The organism is Deinococcus sp. JMULE3, from assembly GCF_013337115.1.
In the GTDB taxonomy this organism is placed as follows: Bacteria; Deinococcota; Deinococci; order Deinococcales; family Deinococcaceae; genus Deinococcus.
Genome location: NZ_SGWE01000001.1, coordinates 126,184 through 141,545 on the forward strand (window position 1 = coordinate 126,184; position 15,362 = coordinate 141,545).

Here is a 15,362-nt window from a genome sequence, read left to right on the forward strand (position 1 = left end):
GCGGTCATGATACCGGGTGGGGGGCCGTGACGGCGTGCCGGGATTCGCAATTGCGCGCCGGATCAGGGCGTGGTGGCCCAGCCGTCGAGTGCGGCCCAGTCGGGCTGCGCCTGGGGGGGGCTGTACAGGTAGCCCTGTCCGAGGGTGCAGCCCATCTCGCGCAGGATCGCCTCGTGGGCGGTGGTCTCGATGCCCTCGGCGACCACCGCGAAGTTCAGTCGGGTCGCGAGTTCCATGACGGCGCCGGTCAGGATCTGGAGTCGGTCGTTGCCCTCGATGCCCCACACGAAGGTCCGGTCGAGTTTCAGGTGGTGGATCGGGAGGTGCTGCAGGAGGCTCAGGGCGGAGTGGCCGGTGCCGAAGTCGTCCAGGGCCAGGCCGAAGCCCCATTCGCGCAGGGTGGTGAGGTGCCGGGCGGTCTGTTCGAGGTTGATCAGGGCGCCGCTCTCGGTGACCTCGAAGGCCAGGTGGCGGGCGGCGTCCGGGTGGTCGTGGATCAGGCGGTGCATGCGGTCCATGAAGTCCGGGGCGTTCAGTTCGCTGGGGGACAGGTTCACGGCGATGCGGACGGTCCGGTTCAGGGTGAGGCTGGCGCGGCGGGCCTCGCGCAGCGCGGCGTGGATGACGTGGTCGGTGATGACGTGAATCTGGCCGAGCTGTTCGGCCAGCGGGACGAACACGTCGGGTGGGACGCGTCCGGCCACCGGGTCGGTCCAGCGGATGAGGGCCTCGGCCTTGACGATCGCGCCGCTGGTCAGTTCGATGATCGGCTGGTAGTGCACCCGGAAGTCGGCGGTCGCCAGGGCGCGCCGCAGCGCGCCTTCCAGGTGAACGCGGCGCTGCCGGTCCTGGACGTGGTGGTCCTCGGCGGGTAGCAGGGTGCCCTCGGGGGCGACGCTCAGGGTGGTCTCGGCGGCGTGCAGGGTGGTACCCAGGGCCTCGGCGGCGGGCCAGGGGCGGGCGCAGGCGCGCACGCGGGGGAAGACCTGCTCGCCGCGCAGGGGGATGGGGTCCAGCAGCGCGCCGCGCAGGCGTGTCTCCGGGCCGGGCAGGATCAGCGCGAAGGTGCGCTCGTCGAGCTGTCCGGTCAGCAGGGCGTCGGGGTAGCTGCGCCGCAGGGCGGCGGTGAACGCCAGGGTCAGGTCGTCGGCCAGCGTGCCCGGCACGGCGCGCAGGTCGGTGATGTTCAGGCACTGGGTCACCAGCAGTGTGCGGCCATCCGGGGCGGGCAGCGTGGCGGCGAGGTCCTCGAAGTGCGCGCGGTTGGGCAGCGCGGTCAGGGGTGCGTAGCGCGTGACGCGAGTGAGCTGTGCGTGCAGTTCGTGCGTGTCGGTCACGTCGCGCAGCAGGTACAGCGCGCCGCTGACCTCTGTGCCCTGCAGGGTCGCCTGGGCGCGGCTGTGCAGCCACAGGTGCCGCCCGTCGGGCCGCTCGACGTGCATGATCGACTGGGCGCTGCGGACCTCGCCGCCGAGCAGCGCCCGGAAGTTCGGGCTCTTGCCGCGCAGGACCCGGCCCTGGGGGTCGCGGACGGTCAGCGGCGCGAGCAGTTCGGCCAGGGTGGTGGCGGCGTCGCTGTGCGGGCCGAGCAGTTCACGGACGCGGCCGTTGCGGGACAGGACGCGGCCGTCGGGGTCCAGCAGCAGCAGCCCCTCGTCCAGGGAGTCGAGGATCTGGGCGTGCTGGGCGGCGGTGCGGGCGAGTTCCTGCCCGGCCTGTTCGCGGGTGGTGACGTCGTTCATGGCGACGACGGCGCCGCTGATCTGGCCGTCCCCCGCGCGGACCGGGGTGGCGTTGCAGCTGACGATACGCTGCCCCTCCGGGCCTTCGATGCCGATCAGGGCGGCGCGGACGGTTTCGCCGTTCAGGGCGCGGGCGAGCGGCACCTCCCCGGCGCGCAGCAGGCGCGTGAAGTCGGGGGTGTGCAGGCCGTAGGTGGCGGCCCAGTCGGGTGCGAGGGTGCCGGTGAGGGGGGCGCGGTGCAGCTGCGCGGCGGCGCTGTTGTGCTGGATGAGCTGTCCGTCGGCGCCGCTGATGATGACCTCGTCGTTCAGGCTGTCGAGGAGCGCCACGTGAAAGTCGCGTTCTGCCCGGAGTTCGGCGGTGCGCTCGGCGACCAGCGTGGCGAGTCGCGCGGCGCGGCGCTGCTGCATGTCGCCGAGCAGCGCGGCGGCGACGGTCAGGAACAGCGCGGCGGCGGTGCCGAGGGCCAGGGCGGGCAGGGTCGCGGCGGGGACGGGCGTTCCGGCGGGCAGCAGCGAGGCGGCGGCCAGGGTGATCAGCGTGACGCTCAGGCTCTGGCCCAGCGTGACGGCGCCGAGCTGTCCGGCGCGGCTCAGGCCGGGGCGGCGGGTCAGGGTGGCGGCGGCCAGGGCGCCGAGTGCGCCGAGCAGGTACAGGCTCAGGGCCTGCGGGGCGTGCGCGGTGGTCAGCGGCAGGGGGTAGCCGCTCAGGCCCGCGATCTGCGCGGCGGTGACGGTCAGGAGCAGGGTCACAGTCACGCGGGCGGGTCGGTCGAGGGCGTGGTGGCGGTACCACAGCAGGAAGCCGGTGGCGACGCTCACGCTGACCAGCCAGTGGAGTGCGGCGGCGGGCGCCGGGGCGTGCAGGGCCTGGGCGCGCAGGGCGAGGATCTGCGCGCCCCACAGGCCGCTGCCCAGGATCAGGCCCGCGAGCAGTTGCGTGCCGCGCCCGACGTGTCCGGCGAGGAGGTGCGTGCGGGCCTGCACCCGCATGAGTGTTCCGGCGGCCGCGATGGTGATCAGGCACAGGGTGAACGGCAGGAGGAAGGGCAACATGAAAGACCGTCCTGGGAGGGGCGCAGTGCGGGGGGCTGTCTCCACCGGTCGGGATGCTGGGACGCGACCTTGCCGGTGCCGGGAGGCGTGACTGGAACGGGGAGTGGACCTGGGGTGATTGAGGCCGATTCTGGCATGGCGGTCCGGCGCGTGGAGGGACATTCCCGACAGTTCCCCCGGCGGGGGAGGTCACATGCGGAAAAGGCCCGACGGGGATTTCATCTAACCTTTAGAATCCGTTTTTTTCTGTGCAGGTGTCCTGTTTCCCATCGGTGGGCAGCTGTTAGGCTCGGCGCATCCATGAAAGGAACCCTGTGACCGTCATTCCCCCGGAGGTGCTGAACGTCCTGCTGATCGACGACGACCCCGCCGACCGCCTGCTCGCCGAGGAAGCCTTCGCCGCGCAGGATTCGCCCGTGCACGTCGCGATCTGCGAGGACGGCCCCAGCGCCCTGGCGCACCTGCGCGCCCACCCGCTGCCCCACGTGGTCATCCTGGACCTGAATATGCCCCGCATGAGCGGCTTCGACGTCATCCGCGAGATCCGCGCCGCGGAGCGCACGCGGCACCTGCCGGTCGTGATCCTGTCCACCAGTGACAACGCGCAGGACGTCGCGCGCGCCTACGACCTGCTGGCGAGTTCCTACATGGTCAAGAGCCGCGACTTTCCGGGCTTCGTGCAGCAACTCGATCATTTCGTGCGGTTCTGGCATGACTGTCGCTTCCGCCAATGACGTCTCCGGCACTGGTTCACTGCTGGCGCGCCTGAAGGTCGAGACGCGCTCGCAGCACGCCCGGGCCGAGGCGGCGCTGGACCTGCTCTCGCCGGGCCTGACCCGCGCGCGGTACGCCCGCGTGCTCGCCTGGCAGCGCGCCCGGCACGCCCCGCTCGAGGACGGCCTGAACCGCGTGCTGCGAGCGGCCCTGCCGGACCCCGACTGGGCTGCACTGGACCTGGAGGCCCGCGCCAAGACGCCACGGCTGGACCTGGACCTGCGTGCCCTGAACCAGCCGCCCCTGCCCACACTGCCGCCGCCCGCGTGGCTGAGCACCGAGGCGGACGCCTGGGGCTGCGCGTACGTCCTGGAGGGCGCCACGCTGGGCGGGCAGGTCGTGACCCGGCACCTGCTCGGCGCGGGCGTCAGCCCGGACACCCTGCACTTCTACCGCAGTTACGGCCCGGACGTCGGGCCGCGCTGGCGGACCTTCGGGGCGCTGCTCGGCGCGCGGCACGCGTCTGCGCCGGACCCGGAGGCGTTCGCCACCCGGGCGGTACGGGCCGCTACACTGACCTTCGAACTCTTCACGTATTCCGCCGACGCCCCGGAGGCCCCATGACCCACGAACCCGCCCGTGTCACGGCGCTCGACGCGCCGGTCGACCTGACCAACTGCGACCGCGAACCGATTCACGTTCCGGGCGCCGTCCAGCCTCACGGGGCGCTCGTGGCGCTGCGCGGCGGGCTGGTCGTGCAGTTCAGCGCGAACGTCCCGGGGCTGCTGGGCACTCCGGCGGGCGACCTGCTCGGCGCGCCTCTGGAGACCCTGCTGGACGCGGACCTGGCCGCGCAGGTCGGTGACGCGCTGGCGTCCGGGGAACTGGACCGCAACCCGCTGTTCCTGCTGAGTACGCCCGTGCGGGGACGCGGGCCGTTCGACCTGACCGCGCACCGCCTGGACGACCTGACCGTCCTGGAGTTCGAGCCGCGCCCCGAGACGCTGACGCAGGGCGACGCCTACACGCTGGTGCGCGGCGCGCTGGCCCGCATGAACGCCGCGCCGGACCAGGGCCGCTTCGCCGACGTCGTCGCGCACGAGGTGCAGGCCCTGACCGGCTTCGACCGGGTCATGGTGTACCAGTTCGCGGATGACGGGACCGGCACGGTGATCGCCGAGCGTTGCGGCCCCGGCACGACCCCGTACCTGGGCCTGCGCTACCCCGCGTCGGACATCCCGAAGCAGGCGCGGGCGCTGTACGTGCTGAACATGCTGCGGATCATCACGGACGTGAACTACGTTCCAGCGCCGATGCTGGCCCTGCCGGGCGAGGGGCCGCTGGACATGAGCTACTGCGTGCTGCGCAGCGTCTCCCCGATTCACCTGGAGTACCTGCGCAACATGGGCGTGGGCGCCTCCATGAGCATCAGCCTGCTGCGCGGCGCCGAACTGTGGGGTCTGATCGCCTGCCACCACGACAGCCCCCGCACGCTCAGTCCGAACGTCCGCGCGGCCTGCGAACTGATCGGGCAGGTGGCCAGCGTGCAGCTCAGCGCGTGGCAGGAAAAACAGGACCAGACGTACCAGCTGCACCTCAGGGCCGCGCAGACGCAGCTGATGGAACGCCTGGCGCACACCCCGGATCTCCTCGAGGCGCTTGTCGGGCAGGGGTCGCAGCTGCTGGAGTTCGTGGACGCCGGGGGCGCCGCCGTGTGCCTGGACGGCGAGGTCGTCCGCCTGGGGCGCACGCCGGACGCCGCGCAACTGCGCGCCATTCAGGCGTGGCTGGGCACGCAGTCCGACGCGGAGGTCCTGCACACCCGCTCGCTGGGCGAGCTGTTCCCCGACGCGAACGCGCACGCCGGGGCGGCCAGCGGACTGCTGGCGGTGCAGCTCTCGCGCCTGCGGGGTGACTACGTGATGTGGTTCCGCCCGGAGGAACTGCAGACCGTCACCTGGGGCGGCGACCCGAACAAACCGGCCGAGGCGGGGCCGGACGGCAGCGAACGCCTGAGCCCCCGGCGGTCCTTCGAGGCGTGGCAGCAGACGGTGCGGGGCCGCAGCGCCGAGTGGCAGCCCGAGGAGATCGCGGCGGCCCGCACGCTGCGCCGGGCGCTGCTGAACCTGGTGCTGCGCCGCGCCGAGGAACTGCGCGACCTGAACGAGGACCTGACCCGCAGCAATCAGGAACTCGAACGCAGCAACGCCGACCTGGACGCCTTCGCGTACATCGCCAGCCACGACCTGAAAGAACCGCTGCGCGGCCTGCACAACTACTCGGTGTTCCTGCTGGAAGCCTACGCGCAGCAGCTGGACGAGGACGGCGTGTCGAAACTGCACACGCTGGTGCGCCTCACGCAGCGCATGGACGACCTGATCGACTCGCTGCTGCTGTACTCGCGGGTGGGACGCGTGGACCTCAGTTTCCGCGACACGGACCTGAACGACCTGCTCAGCGACGTCCTGGACGTCCTGTCCGCGCGACTGGAGCAGGCGGGCGCCGAGGTGACCTGCCTGCCCCTGCCGACGCTGCCCGTGGACCGCGTGCGGGTGGGCGAGGTCCTGAATAACCTCGTGTCGAACGCCGTGAAGTACAACGACAAGCCGCCCCGCATCACGGTCGGCGCGCTCGCCCCCGGACAGCGCGGGGACCTGAGCGTCCCGGACGGCGTCCCGGACACCGCGTGGGTGCTGTTCGTGCAGGACAACGGCATCGGTATCCGCGACCGGCACTTCGAGAACATCTTCCGGATCTTCAAGCGCCTGCACGCCCGCGACCAGTACGGCGGCGGGACCGGCGCGGGCCTGACCATCGTGAAGAAGATCATCGAGCGGCACGGCGGGCAGATCTGGCCGGTCAGCACCTACGGTCAGGGCACCACCTTCTACTTCACGCTGCAGGGCGGCGAGGGCGCGTGAGCGACCACCGACTGCTGATCGTCGAGGACAGCGACGAGGACTTCCAGGCGATCCAGTGGGCGCTGGGGCGCCTGGAGCGCCCGGTACCGCTGGACCGCTGCGTGAACGGCGACGACGCCATCGACTGGCTCAGCGCGCCGCCGCACTGGCCCAGCCTGATCCTGCTGGACCTGAACCTGCCCGGCACGGACGGACGCGAGGTGCTGGGCGCGCTGCGCAGCGACCCGCGCACGCGGACCCTGCCGGTCGTGGTGCTGTCCACCTCCGCCAGCGAGCGGGACGTGAACGAGTGCTACGCGCTGGGCGCGAACAGTTACCTGACCAAACCCGTGAACTTCACGCAGTTCACCGAGCAGCTGCGCCGCACGCTGGCCTTCTGGCTGGACACCGCGCAGCTGCCGCACCGGGAGCACCTGTGACCCGCCCGCTGCACGTCCTGATCGTCGACGACAGCCCCGAGGACACCGCGACGTACCTGCGGTACCTGCGCGGCTGGCCCGAGTGGCACGTCACGCTCAGCCAGGCCAGCCTGGGCGAGGACGCCGCCGACATGCTGCGCGGCACCACCCCGGACCTGATCCTGCTGGACTACCAGCTGCCCGACATGACCGGCATCGAGTTCCTGAACGAGTTCCGGCCCGACTGCGCCGTGATCGTCCTGACCGGCGTCGGCGACGAGGAGATCGCCGTGCAGGCCATGCGCGCCGGGGCGCAGGACTACCTCGTGAAGGGCCGCCTGACGCCCGACGCGCTGCGCCGCGCCGCGCAGGCCGCCCTGAACACGCACCGGCTCAGCCGGGCGCTGGAGGAAGCCCGCACGCAGCAGGCGGCGCTGCTGAGCAGCATCACCGACGGCGTGCTGCTCGTGGACGCCCACCTGACCGTGCAGAGCGTGAACCCGGCGGCGCAGCAGCTGCTCGGCGCGGACGACTCGCTGCTCGGCGCGTCCCTGCTGACCCTGGACTGGCTGACCGGCACGCCCCTGCCGGACCTGCTGCGCGGCGCGGGTGGCGGCAGCGCGCAGCTGCTCACCCCGCAGGGCCGCTGGCTGCACGCCCGCGTGTTCCCCGCCGAGCAGGGCCAGACGGTGTACCTGTACGACGACACCCCGCGGCGGGAGATCGAGGCGCGCGACCACGCCCACGCGCGGCAGCTGACCGACCTGTACGCGCTGGCCGCCACGCTGAATGCCGCGCGGACCCGCGTGGACGTGCAGCGGATCGCGCGGGACGCCGCCCCCGCCCTGCTGGGCAGCGAGGCGCACCTGCTGCTGCCCGGCGAGGCGCCCCCCCCGGCAACCGCAGGCGACCCCGACTGGCAGACCACGCCGCTGACGCACGACGGTGACCCGCTCGGCAAGCTGCTGCGCGGCCCCGCCGGGGATCAGAACCCGCTGGCGCCGACCTTCACGCAGCTGCTGCACACCGCGCTGGTCCGCGCGGCCCTGCTCGAACGGGTGCAGCGCGACCGGGACACGCTGGACGACCGCGTCCAGGCCCGCACCGCCGCGCTGGAACGCAGCAACCGCGACCTGGAACAGTTCGCGCACGTCGCCAGTCACGACCTGAAAGAACCCCTGCGGACCATCGCGTCGTTCACGCAACTGCTCCAGGGCCGTTACGGCGCGCAGCTCGACGACCGGGGACGCCGCTACATGGGCATCATCGTGGACGGGGCCCAGCGCATGTCCACCCTGATCGAGGACGTGCTGGCGATCAGCCGCCTGCACGCGCGCCCCACGCCCCCCACCCGCACCGACCTGAACGTCCTGCTGCGCGACGTCCTCACGCAGCTCCAGGCCCTGCTCGACGAGACCGGCGGGCAGGTCGAGGCGGGGCCGCTACCCACCCTGACGCTGAACCCGACGCAGTTCACGCAGCTGTTCCTGAACCTGATCGGCAACGCCCTGAAATTCCACCGGCCCGGCGTGCCCCCCCGCGTGCACCTGAGTGCCACCAAGGCAGGGGACACCTGGCATTTCACGCTGCGGGACAACGGCATCGGCGTGCCCGCCGAGTACGCCGAGCGGGTCTTCGTGATCTTCCAGCGGCTGCACACCCGCGATCAGTACGCCGGGAACGGCATCGGACTGGCCCTGTGCCGCCGCATCGTCGAGGCGCGCGGCGGCCGCATCTGGCTGAACCCCGACACCGACCCCGGCACCGAACTGCACTTCACGCTGCCCGAGGTCGTCCCGGCCATCGACCCGGACATGCCCAGCGTCCGGCAGCCGGTCAGCGACCTCGCCCCGCCGCGACCGGACGCCTGATACGGGATTCAAGTGATTCCACATCATTCGGAGTCGCCCGGTGGCCCCCTCACCCTTCCGTCGCTTCGCGCCTCAGTTGCGCCGCTCTGCGAGTCCCTCCCTCTCCCACAGGGGGAGAGGGGACAACGGAAGGCAATCACGTTGGAAGCAAGTCAATTTCATCCCGTATGAACCGGCCCCGTTCAGGCGTCCGGTCGCGCACTGCGGTGAGGATGTCCCGCAGGGGCGTGGGGGGCGCCCCCAACCCGCTTCGGATCCGGGTTGGGGGCGCCCCGGACGGCCGTCCGGGTCAGGCCGTCGCGGCGCGGGCGGCTTCCTGCAGCTGGCGCCAGGCGACCTTGCCGGTGGGGCTGCGCGGGAGGCTCTCGACGAACTGCCAGTCGCGCGGGACCTTGTAGGTGGCCATCTGTTCACGCGCCCAGGCTTCCAGCTCGGCGGGGGTGGCGCTCATGCCGGGACGCAGGACGATCAGGGCGCGGGCGCGTTCGCCGCTGCGCTCGTCGGGGACGCTGATCACGCAGGCTTCCTGGATGGCGGGGTGGGCGTGGAGCTGGTTCTCGACCTCGGCGGGCCAGACTTTCATGCCGGAGACGTTCACCATGCGTTTGAGCCGGTCGGCGAAGTAGAAGTACCCCTCGTCGTCGGTGTAGCCCAGGTCGCCGGTGCGGAAGAAGCGTTCCCCGCCGATGTCGGTGAAGGCCTCGGCGGTCGCGTCGGGGCGGTTCCAGTAGCCCTGCATGACCTGCGGGCCGCGCAGGACGATCTCGCCGGTCTGCCCGGCCGGCAGTTCCGCGCCGGTGTCGAGGTCCACGATGCGGGCGTCCACGTTGAACAGCGGGATGCCCAGGCACTGGAGTTTCTGGCGGCCCCTGGGGTTGCTGTGCGACTGGGCCATGGTCTCGGACAGGCCGTAGCCTTCGAGGAACAGGATGCCGGTCAGGTCCAGCAGGCGCTGCCCGACGGCGGCCGGGAGGCTGGCGCCGCCGCCCGTGACGTTGCGCAGCGAGCGCAGGTCGGCCGGGTCGAAGGTCGGGGAGGCCATCAGGTCGATGATCATGGTGGGCGTGTTCGTCCAGAGGGTCACGCCGTGGTCGCGGATCAGGGTGCGGGCGGCGTCGCGGTCCCAGCGGGACATGATCACGACCTGCGCGCCGATGCTCAGGGCGCTCATGAGGCTGTTGATGAAGCCCGTGACGTGGAAGAACGGCAGGGCGGCCAGGAACACGTCCTCGACGTTGCCGTCCACCCACGCGCCGGCCCCGAAGACGTTGGCCTGCACGCTGCGGTGCGTGTGCATGCAGCCCTTGGGCAGGCCGGTGGTGCCGCTGGTGTACGGCATGATGCACAGGTCGTCGGCGGTGACCGGGGCTTCCGGCGCGGGCGGCGCCTGCAGCGCGGTCTCCAGGGTCACGTCCTCGCCGTGCAGTTCGGGGGTGACGTCCAGGCCGTCGGGGAGGGGCACGCCGGGGGCGGCGTGCGCGCCGCGCATCACGTTCGCGACGACCGCGTGGCCCAGTCCGGCCTGCCGGGCGCGGTCGTACAGTTCCGCGCCGATCACGCCGACGCGGATGCCGGCGTCCTGCAGGAAGAACCCGAACTCGCGGGCCTGGAGCATGGGGGCCAGGGGCACGACGACCGCGCCGAGCTGCCACGCGGCGAACGCGGCGACGGCCCACTCGGGGCTGTTCTGCATCCAGACGGCGACGCGGTCTCCCTGCTGCACCCCGCGCGCGGCGAGGTGACCGGCGAGGCGGGTGGCCTGCTCGTGCAGCTGCGCGTACGTCCAGGTGCGGCCGTAGTGGCTCAGGGCGACGCGGTCGGGGTAGCGTTCGGCGCTGACGCGGAGGTTGTGCATGACGCCCGTGCGGGGCAGGGTCAGGGTGCGCGGCTTGCCTTCGGGCCAGTAACGGTCAGTCGTGGAACGGGCGGTCTGGGTCATGCGGGTGGAACCTCCGGTGATGGGGATGTGCCGGGTGGCCCGGCGCAAGGGGCGCTGTGGGCAGGATGGGTGGATTGTGGATGGCCGGAGCATAGCGCGAAACCGGTTCCCGGAGGGCCGCAGGTGCCGCGCGCCGCCGCCGTCACCCCGCTCACGGCCCCTGACAGGGGGCCTGCCGGGGTTTTCCCGTGCCACACGCAAGAATCGATGAATACGCTCCGAATGCGTCCCAGACGTCGTTTTTATTTTCAGGTGCGCTGAAATGGCGTGCTGGAGGGCATTCCCTGTGTCCCTCCCCCCTTCCCAAGTGCGCCGGGTTATGTCATGCTGCTCACCATGACGAAAAAGTCTGCGAAAGCCCCCGCCAAGAAGCCCGCTGCCAAGGCCGCTCCCGCCAAGCCCGCCCCCAAGGCCGAGAGCAGCAAGGTCGCCAAGACCCAGCTCGTGGAAATGGTCGCCGATAAGACCGGCCTGACCAAGAAGCAGAGCGAGGAAGCCGTCAGCGCCATGCTGGACGTCGTCGTGAGCGCCATCAAGGGCGGCCAGAGCGTCGGCCTGCCCGGCCTGGGCACCCTGAGCGTCAAGGCGACCGCCGCCCGCACCGGCGTGAAGCCAGGCACCAGCGAGAAGATCCAGATTCCCGCCGGTAAGAAGGTGGCCTTCAAGGTCGCCAGCACCCTCAAAGGCAACCTGTAATCCACGCCTGACGGCAAGGAGGGGCCGCGCTGCGGCCCCTCTTTCGTGTTCTCATGCACGCCAAGCCCACACGCGGCGCAGGGGATAGCGCACGGGCCCCTCACCTATAGATGCGTGAGGGGCCCGTGCGCTGTCCTGCCGGGTCATCCGGATTCCGTTTGTTTCGTTGACAACCTCGGGTGCTAGGGAATCAGAATGCCCCGAAAAAAAGCCCCAGGTTGTGTGCCGCAACCTTCCGACACACATGCGCCCGGATGGAGCGCTCTGAATTCAGTTGCGGCAGCATCAAGTGAAATGAACGATCCAACCGAGAAAAAACAGTCTCGATGGTCTTCCGAACCCACCGCATCGCGCCCCACCAGGGGCGCGGCCTTTTGAAGTTCTTCTTCGGCTGCGCATACACGCCGCATCCCTGGTATCCCCGATCCCCAAGGACCAGTCTGGCTTCCTGAACTTCCAGGAGAGCCCGTGCTACCGGTGGATCACCTTCTCGACCTGGCACAATGGCAAAGCGCACGAGCATGCCGTGATCGACGATCACGGCATGCAGCTTGAAGCCGTAAAAGAACCCCGTTTTGCCATATCCTCCCTGACCACCACGGCCACTGGTGGCCGTGGTCATCGCTCTGGGCCGTTTGTGCCGCCCTCCGACACAACACACCAGCGGCTTACTGTCGATGACGTACACCGTGTCGTCGTCGAAGTGGGGCAGGCGCAACGCGAGATCCGCGTAGATCCGTTCGAGATTCTGTTGAATCCGCAGATACCGCGTGCGATCCGGAAGGACGGGAAAGAGGAAGCCATACGTGGCTCGCACCTGGGCGTACCACTGCTGTGCCGAGGGCTGTGCGAGCAAATCGCCGACGAGCGCAATGGTCATCAATTCAGCGTAACTGCCCTTTTGGTGCGGCTCGTTCGGGAGCGTGAAAAGGCCGCTGCGTGCAGCGGCCTTGAGGTAATCGTCGACGTAGACGTAGATGATGATGAATAGGTCGACGACGGTATGCTGATGGAGCGGAAGTTCTTTGGTAGGCATACCGGAGCTTCCGCTTTCTCCTGTTCCGTCGCTACCCCCTAGCACCCGAGGTTGACAGATCGGAACACCACCGATCTGCCAACTCCACGTCCGGAGGGGCGTTTTTCTCCTGCTCGCTCTGCTCGGGTTGAACGGCGTTGTCAGCCATTCAACCGGAGTCCGTATCAGCTCAGGGGCTGGGCGTGCAGTTCGAGTTCCACGGGGACGTTCCCGGCGACGGCGCGGCTGTAGGGGCACACGGCGTGCGCGGCGCGCAGCAGCGCCTCGCCGGTGTCCAGGGGGGTGTCGGGCAGGTAGACCTGCATCAGGACCTTCAGGCCGTAGCCCTGCTCGTCCTGCAGGAGGCTGACGTGCGCGCGGGCCTGGGGGGTGCCGCCCACGGTGACGCCGTCGCGGCGGGCGACGCTCTGCAGGGCGCTCAGGAAGCAGGAGGCGTACCCGGCGGCGAAGAGTTCCTCGGGGTCGGCGCCCTGCGCGCTGGAGTTCGCGGGGCGCAGCGTGACGGGCAGGCGGTCGCGACCGACCTGGGCCTGGCCGGTGCGGCCCCCCTGCACGTCGGAGGTGGCGGTGAAGAGGACCTTCGGTTCGGTGGCAGTCATGCGGGCATCCTACGCCGCCCATTGAACCCGATCAAGGCGGCAATCTTCACACATTTCGACTGAAATCGGTATAATTGGGTGTGGATCTGCGTCACCTCCAGGCCTTCATCACGGTCGCCGACGAACGGCACTTCGGGCGGGCCGCCGAGCGGCTCAACCTCGCGGCCTCCCCGCTGGGCCGGGTCATCCGCGCGCTGGAGGAAGAGGTCGGCACGCCGCTGCTGACCCGCACGACCCGCCGGGTGGACCTGACAGCCGCCGGCGCGGCGTTCCTGCCGCAGGCCCGCACCATCCTGGCGCAGCTCGAACAGGCCGCGAGCCTCGCGCGGCGAACCGCGCAGGGTGAATCCGGCCGGGTGCGGCTGGGCTACATGGGCGCCGCGCAGGCCGCGCTGCTGCCCCGCCTGTGGCGCACCCTGCGCGCCACGCACCCCGACGTGCAGCTGGACGTGACCGAACTGTGTACCCCGGACCAGCGGCAGGCGCTGCTGAGCGGCGAACTCGACGCGGGGCTGATGGCGCTGCCGGTGTGGCACGACGACCTGCGCGCCCGCCCCCTGGCGAGCATTGCGCTGCTGGCCGCCCTGCCACAGGAACATCCGCTGGCCGACCGGGCCAGCCTGTCCCTGCGGGACCTGGCGCAGGAGGAGTGGTTGACCTGCACGCCGTACGCCACGACCCTGCCGCCGGAACAGGTGCAGGCGCTGTGCATGGCGTTCGGCCTCGTGCCGCGCACGCGCGCGGTGGGCGGCAGCGAGAGCGCGGTGGTGGCGCGCGTCGCGGCGGGCATCGGCCTGACCCTGGTGCCGCAGACGCTGATCAACCCGCAGCAGGAGGGCGTGCGCTTCGTGCCGCTGGAGGACCGCGTGACGCTGGACGTCGGCCTGGTGACGCGCGCCGAGCCGGACAACCCGGCGGTCGGCGCGCTGCTGCGGGCCGCGCAGGACATGAACGCCCCCGCCTGATCACAGGCAGGGGCATTCGGCAGTGCTCATTCAGCGGGTGCTGGTTCAGCGGGTGTACAGCAGGCGGTTGGGGCTGCCGTTCACGCCACTGACGACGTTCGTGGTGGCGCTGCTGATCACGGCGCTCGTGACGGCGCTGTTGCTGGCACTGCCTGCCGCGACGCGCAGGACGGCGGCGCCCGCGACGTGCGGGGAGGCCATGCTGGTCCCGCTGATGGTGTTCGTGGCGGTGTTGCTGGTGTTCCAGGTGCTGGTGATGGAGCTGCCGGGCGCGAAGAGGTCCACGCAGCTGCCGTAGTTGCTGAAGGAGCTGCGAGCGTCGGTGCTGGTGGTGCTGCCGACGGTGATGGCGCTGGCGGCGCTGGCCGGGGAGACGTTGCAGGCGTTCTGGTTTTCGTTGCCTGCCGCGACGACCATGATCAGGTTCTTGCTGGCGGCGCTGTTCACGGCGTCGTTCACGGCCTGGCTGAAGCCCCCGCCGAGGCTCATGTTGGCGACGGCGGTCGCGGAGCCCTTGTTCGTCACGGCCCAGTTCACGCCGGCGATCACGCCGCTGTTGGTGCCGCTGCCCTGGCAGTTCAGGACCTTCACGGCGACCAGGGTGACGCCCTTGGCGACGCCGTAGGTGCTGCTGCCGACCGTCCCGGCGACGTGCGTGCCGTGACCCTGGCAGTCGCTGTTGTTGCCGTCGCCCGTGGTGTTGGTGCCCCAGATGGCGCGGCCGCCGAAGTTGGTGTGGCTGGTGCGGATGCCGGTGTCGATGATGTACGCCTTGATGCCGCTGCCGGTGTAGTTGTAGATGTAGCTGCCGTCGGTGGGGCGGCTGCGCTGGTCGACGCGGTCGAGGCCCCAGGTGGCGCCGGTCTGGGTGGCGGTCATGTGCATCATGGCGTCCTGCTCGATGTATTTGACGCGCTTGTCGGCCTGCAGGCGGGCGAGGTTCTGACTGCTGAGTTTGGCGGCGAAGCCGTTCAGGGCGGCGCCGTACACGTGCTGGACCTGCACGCCCTGCGGGTCGAGGCCCAGCGCGCCGATGAAGTCGCTCTGCGCGGTGAAGTCGGTCTGCACGTCGTCATTGAAGACCACGACGTACTGGCCGGGGATGGCTTCGGGGTTGCTGGTGCCGAGGACGGGCGTGCCCTGGGGCTGACCGGCCTGGGGGGCGGCGGTCTGCTGCCCGCAGGCGGCGAGGAGCAGGCTGAGCGCGGTGGAAACGAGCAGGGGACGTGCGTTCATGTGGGCCTCCGTGGTGTCCTCGGCTGGGAATGGGTTACCCTGCGCGCCGCCGCTGGGACGCCGTTCAGGGAGGTGTGTTGTGAGGAACCTCCGGCATCATACGGACTGTGGCCGCCGCCGGAGATGAGAGTGGCGCGGCGGGTGGGGGGCGGGCGGCAGAAGTTGAGTCGAACGGTCGTTTGTTTCCGT

12 protein-coding genes are annotated in these 15,362 nt (G+C 70.6%); 7 read left to right on the forward strand and 5 right to left on the reverse strand.

The window, feature by feature from the left end; translation table 11 throughout:
• Nucleotides 1-62 precede the first annotated feature (62 nt).
• Nucleotides 63-2,798 (reverse strand): EAL domain-containing protein, encoded by a 2,736-nt coding sequence (locus tag EXW95_RS00510; protein ID WP_174365868.1) that lies wholly within the window; start codon nt 2,796-2,798, stop codon nt 63-65.
• Nucleotides 2,799-3,112: 314 nt separating this feature from the next.
• On the opposite strand from EXW95_RS00510, the gene EXW95_RS00515 reads away from it, so the two are divergent.
• From EXW95_RS00515 to EXW95_RS00535, 5 genes are read left to right on the forward strand one after another with little or no spacing between them, the layout of a single operon-like run.
• A complete protein-coding gene (locus tag EXW95_RS00515) occupies nt 3,113-3,532 on the forward strand; it encodes a response regulator (protein WP_371809851.1) in 420 nt (139 codons plus the stop codon).
• Nucleotides 3,510-4,136: a biliverdin-producing heme oxygenase gene (locus tag EXW95_RS00520; RefSeq protein WP_174365869.1), complete on the forward strand. Its 627-nt coding sequence runs from the start codon at nt 3,510-3,512 to the stop codon at nt 4,134-4,136. Before EXW95_RS00515 ends, EXW95_RS00520 begins: the two co-directional genes overlap by 23 nt.
• On the forward strand, nt 4,133-6,433 hold the full coding sequence (locus EXW95_RS00525) for an ATP-binding protein (RefSeq protein ID WP_174365870.1): 2,301 nt from the start codon (nt 4,133-4,135) through the stop codon (nt 6,431-6,433). The genes EXW95_RS00520 and EXW95_RS00525 overlap by 4 nt, the downstream gene beginning before the upstream one ends.
• Nucleotides 6,430-6,852, forward strand: coding sequence for a response regulator (locus tag EXW95_RS00530; RefSeq protein ID WP_174365871.1), 423 nt, complete (start codon nt 6,430-6,432; stop codon nt 6,850-6,852). The genes EXW95_RS00525 and EXW95_RS00530 overlap by 4 nt, the downstream gene beginning before the upstream one ends.
• Nucleotides 6,849-8,702 (forward strand): ATP-binding protein, encoded by a 1,854-nt coding sequence (locus tag EXW95_RS00535; protein ID WP_174365872.1) that lies wholly within the window; start codon nt 6,849-6,851, stop codon nt 8,700-8,702. The genes EXW95_RS00530 and EXW95_RS00535 overlap by 4 nt, the downstream gene beginning before the upstream one ends.
• A 289-nt stretch (nt 8,703-8,991) precedes the next feature.
• Here the strand turns inward: EXW95_RS00535 and EXW95_RS00540 are convergent, their stop codons facing one another.
• Entirely contained in the window at nt 8,992-10,641 is a 1,650-nt protein-coding gene (locus tag EXW95_RS00540; RefSeq protein ID WP_174365873.1) for a long-chain-fatty-acid--CoA ligase, read from the reverse strand.
• A 324-nt stretch (nt 10,642-10,965) separates the two neighbouring features.
• Between EXW95_RS00540 and EXW95_RS00545 the strand changes: the two genes are divergently transcribed.
• Nucleotides 10,966-11,337 (forward strand): HU family DNA-binding protein, encoded by a 372-nt coding sequence (locus tag EXW95_RS00545; RefSeq protein ID WP_174365874.1) that lies wholly within the window; start codon nt 10,966-10,968, stop codon nt 11,335-11,337.
• Nucleotides 11,338-11,527: 190 nt separating this feature from the next.
• Here EXW95_RS00545 and EXW95_RS00550 read toward each other — a convergent pair whose 3' ends face one another.
• Both EXW95_RS00550 and EXW95_RS00555 read right to left on the reverse strand, forming a co-directional pair.
• On the reverse strand, nt 11,528-12,373 hold the full coding sequence (locus EXW95_RS00550) for a transposase (protein WP_174365875.1): 846 nt from the start codon (nt 12,371-12,373) through the stop codon (nt 11,528-11,530).
• Nucleotides 12,374-12,537: 164 nt separating this feature from the next.
• Entirely contained in the window at nt 12,538-12,972 is a 435-nt protein-coding gene (locus tag EXW95_RS00555; RefSeq protein ID WP_174365876.1) for an Ohr family peroxiredoxin, read from the reverse strand.
• Nucleotides 12,973-13,052: 80 nt separating this feature from the next.
• Between EXW95_RS00555 and EXW95_RS00560 the strand changes: the two genes are divergently transcribed.
• Complete coding sequence (locus tag EXW95_RS00560; protein ID WP_174365877.1) at nt 13,053-13,937, forward strand: LysR substrate-binding domain-containing protein; 885 nt, start codon at nt 13,053-13,055, stop codon at nt 13,935-13,937.
• A 45-nt stretch (nt 13,938-13,982) separates the two neighbouring features.
• Here the strand turns inward: EXW95_RS00560 and EXW95_RS00565 are convergent, their stop codons facing one another.
• Entirely contained in the window at nt 13,983-15,173 is a 1,191-nt protein-coding gene (locus EXW95_RS00565; protein ID WP_174365878.1) for a S8 family peptidase, read from the reverse strand.
• Nucleotides 15,174-15,362: the final 189 nt, after the last annotated feature.

Excerpts from the sequence above, each read along its gene's own strand:
- EXW95_RS00510 (WP_174365868.1), bottom strand. The coding sequence starts at position 2,798 with ATGTTGCCCTTCCTCCTGCCGTTCACCCTGTGCCTGATCACCATCGCG.
- EXW95_RS00520 (WP_174365869.1), top strand. The coding sequence starts at position 3,510 with ATGACTGTCGCTTCCGCCAATGACGTCTCCGGCACTGGTTCACTGCTG.
- EXW95_RS00525 (WP_174365870.1), top strand. The coding sequence starts at position 4,133 with ATGACCCACGAACCCGCCCGTGTCACGGCGCTCGACGCGCCGGTCGAC.
- EXW95_RS00540 (WP_174365873.1), bottom strand. The coding sequence starts at position 10,641 with ATGACCCAGACCGCCCGTTCCACGACTGACCGTTACTGGCCCGAAGGC.
- EXW95_RS00545 (WP_174365874.1), top strand. The coding sequence starts at position 10,966 with ATGCTGCTCACCATGACGAAAAAGTCTGCGAAAGCCCCCGCCAAGAAG.
- EXW95_RS00550 (WP_174365875.1), bottom strand. The coding sequence starts at position 12,373 with ATGCCTACCAAAGAACTTCCGCTCCATCAGCATACCGTCGTCGACCTA.
- EXW95_RS00555 (WP_174365876.1), bottom strand. The coding sequence starts at position 12,972 with ATGACTGCCACCGAACCGAAGGTCCTCTTCACCGCCACCTCCGACGTG.
- EXW95_RS00565 (WP_174365878.1), bottom strand. The coding sequence starts at position 15,173 with ATGAACGCACGTCCCCTGCTCGTTTCCACCGCGCTCAGCCTGCTCCTC.